6 protein-coding genes are annotated in these 2,534 nt (G+C 42.1%); 5 read left to right on the top strand and 1 reads right to left on the bottom strand.

Going from position 1 to position 2,534, the window contains the following annotated elements:
* The 5 genes from JF818_RS05270 to JF818_RS05250 form a co-directional block, all read left to right on the top strand.
* Positions 1–358 (top strand): hypothetical protein (locus tag JF818_RS05270; RefSeq protein WP_233066347.1); only part of this gene is annotated, 358 nt, incomplete at its 5' end.
* Positions 358–711: a hypothetical protein gene (locus JF818_RS05265; protein WP_198890918.1), complete on the top strand. Its 354-nt coding sequence runs from the start codon at positions 358–360 to the stop codon at positions 709–711. The genes JF818_RS05270 and JF818_RS05265, both read left to right, overlap by 1 nt.
* 21 nt (positions 712–732) lie before the next feature.
* On the top strand, positions 733–1,017 hold the full coding sequence (locus JF818_RS05260) for a hypothetical protein (protein WP_233066331.1): 285 nt from the start codon (positions 733–735) through the stop codon (positions 1,015–1,017).
* Positions 1,018–1,096: 79 nt separating this feature from the next.
* The gene (locus tag JF818_RS05255; protein WP_198890917.1) at positions 1,097–1,480 is read left to right on the top strand and encodes a hypothetical protein; all 384 of its coding nucleotides are present in this window, start codon (positions 1,097–1,099) and stop codon (positions 1,478–1,480) included.
* A 26-nt stretch (positions 1,481–1,506) separates the two neighbouring features.
* Positions 1,507–1,701: a hypothetical protein gene (locus JF818_RS05250; RefSeq protein WP_198890916.1), complete on the top strand. Its 195-nt coding sequence runs from the start codon at positions 1,507–1,509 to the stop codon at positions 1,699–1,701.
* Positions 1,702–1,728: 27 nt separating this feature from the next.
* Here JF818_RS05250 and JF818_RS05245 read toward each other — a convergent pair.
* Positions 1,729–2,534: site-specific integrase (locus JF818_RS05245; RefSeq protein ID WP_233066328.1), on the bottom strand; the 806-nt coding region annotated here is incomplete at its 5' end.

Raw genomic sequence — 2,534 nt, 5'->3', positions numbered from 1 at the left:
TGGTTGCTGTTCGTCTTATGAAATAGAGGCTGTCTTCTCCAAGGAGGAGGATGCACACAAGTATTGCAAAATAAGGAATGTCACCATGCCTTATCCTTGCTTTGAGGTTGAGCATTACAACATGGACGAGATACAGGTTGCTCCTCCTAAATACATGCAAGCAATCTACAAGCTTCGTGAAGTATCAGATGAAGCGAATCGTATCAGTTTTGGCGAGATCAGTATTTATCATGAGCCATTCATGCAGTTCGTAAACGAGTTCGTGTGTACAGTGAATTTTCATCCGGACAAGAATGTGATGAAGAGGGCTGTCTATGACCAGTACGCACAATTCATGGCAAGGCAGGAAGCTGTATAATGACGATTAAGCAGTTGCAGGATAGGGCGTATGGTAATGCCCTTAATCATGGATTTCACAAGAAGAACCAGAACCTTGGTGAAATGCTGTGTTTGATTCACAGTGAGATAAGTGAGGCTCTGGAGGCCGACAGGAATGGCAGGAGGGCCAATCTTGAAGCCTACGTGAGTAATGGGAAGTCAAAGGAAGCTTTCCTTGAGCATGTGAAAGACAGTGTCGAGGACGAGTTGGCTGATGCAGTAATCAGGATTGCTGACCTGTGCGGCTACTTAAACATCGACCTGCAGAAGCATATTGAGGCAAAGATGAATTACAACAAGGATCGTGGATATCTCCACGGTAAGAAATATTGAGCAACCATCGCCTGTCTTTTGATGGGCGATTCATTCTACATCTATGAGGTACGAGAAGGCTTGGATCACTGTATCCCTGTCATCGCTTTCGAGAAAACGGATACCTGGGTATTCGAATCGATCTCCGATGCCGCTGTTGCCTATGGCGTTAACAAAAAGGTGATTATCGACAGAATCAAGGATGGGTGTACCCTGAAGGATGGATACACAACGCTTGACTGGTATTCCTCAGAAGAGGAAACAGTGAAAGAATTAAGGGAAATGAGGGAGTATATCCCTAAAAATGATTCTATTGAATTAGACTAAAGTTACTTTGATTTAAAGAATGTCATGGGGTATACTATGACAGGTTTTCTTGCACCCAAAGCGTTAAAGGAGTTTTATAATGACCAGAGAAAATGCAATTGCATTCATAGAAAATTCGGATTCGGAATTCTTTCGATATGGTGATCTTGGCTATGTAACATCGAAGGCTAATGCACTGGAAGATATCCAGAACATGGAAGATGAGGTATGGGGTGACGGTGATGTCCTAGAGGCTGAGCAAGCCTTTAACGAGGAAGGAGAGCAAGACCATCTTTACTACGAAGAGGCTGTAAAGATTCTGAACAATGCCCAATGGAAGATGGAACCGATTGCAGAGCTAATGGATGATGAGATTAGGGAAACGCTGCATAATGAGATTTCTCCCTGCTCAGACCTCCTTTTTGTAGAGATATACCTAGAGCAGCATGAGAAGAAGTATGGGGTTAAATTCGACTTCTCTTAATCAAAAAAGACGCAGGAGAGTGAACCATGAAAGTTAAAGTAACAGTATCAGACAAATATATGGGAGGGTTTACTAGGGACGTAGAGGTAAACACTCAAGAAGAATTCGATGCTGTAAAAGAAGAGTGGAGCAGATATCCACAGACAAAAGACTTCAGTACCACTGTTGTTCTCAATTGGATGGACACCGATGGAACACCAATGGTTCTCCAGTTGCTGTAAGAAGAGAGGGGCTTCGGCCCCTCCTTGTTATATAATACTGTTCAGTCTGTTGCGTAGATTTTGGAGCTGCTGTAGTCTCCTCTTTCCGTCACGGTGGTCATAGTCTTTTCGGTACTTGGTATGACCCATCAATTCTTCTACATGATTTTTTTCTACTTCACCTGCTATCATTGTTTGGAAGGTGTGGCGTAGACAGTACTGGGTTCTTCCATTGAGTTCAATCCCTGCTTTTTGGGCAAAGGAGTTGAAATGCTTATTTGAAGTAAATACTGATACATATCCAGTTTTTACCTTGAATAACAAGTCTTGATCTTCTGGTAATGTCGAGATGTATTCATCCAGTAATCTGCAACATTGGTCAGATAGCAAACCAATTTTTGCTTTCATGCCTTTGTCTGTCGTCTTGATTCGTTTGACAACTTCTTTTGTGAAGCTGTTAATGGACTGTGAAGTGTATATCCCTCCTAGAGCAGGGTAGTAATTGTCTCTTGTCAATCCTGCAATTTCACCAGGACGGAAACCAGTACACTTCATGATGTTAAAATAACAAGCCCACATAAGATTTCCCCAAACCCAGACAGCTTCCTTGTCATTTTCTGGAAATAGAATAGCCATTTCCTCTTCCGTAAAAGGTTGCCTTGGATTTGATTCCTCTGCAATCTTATCTACCTTCTCACATGGATTTGAATCAATGAGGCCGACATTAACTGCTTCTTTCAAAATATATGACAGGCACATAAGGACTTTGTTCTTTGAATTGGAGGCCATTTTTTTACCGCTTGCAGCTCTCCTCATGGTAACAAACCATTCATCGATCATTATGTGGTCTATAT

Origin of the sequence: Sphaerochaeta sp. S2 (assembly GCF_016406725.1) — a bacterium.
In the GTDB taxonomy this organism is placed as follows: domain Bacteria; phylum Spirochaetota; class Spirochaetia; order Sphaerochaetales; family Sphaerochaetaceae; genus Sphaerochaeta.
Note: the sequence above shows the minus strand (reverse complement) of the source record. Positions and strands in the feature narration are given on the sequence as shown.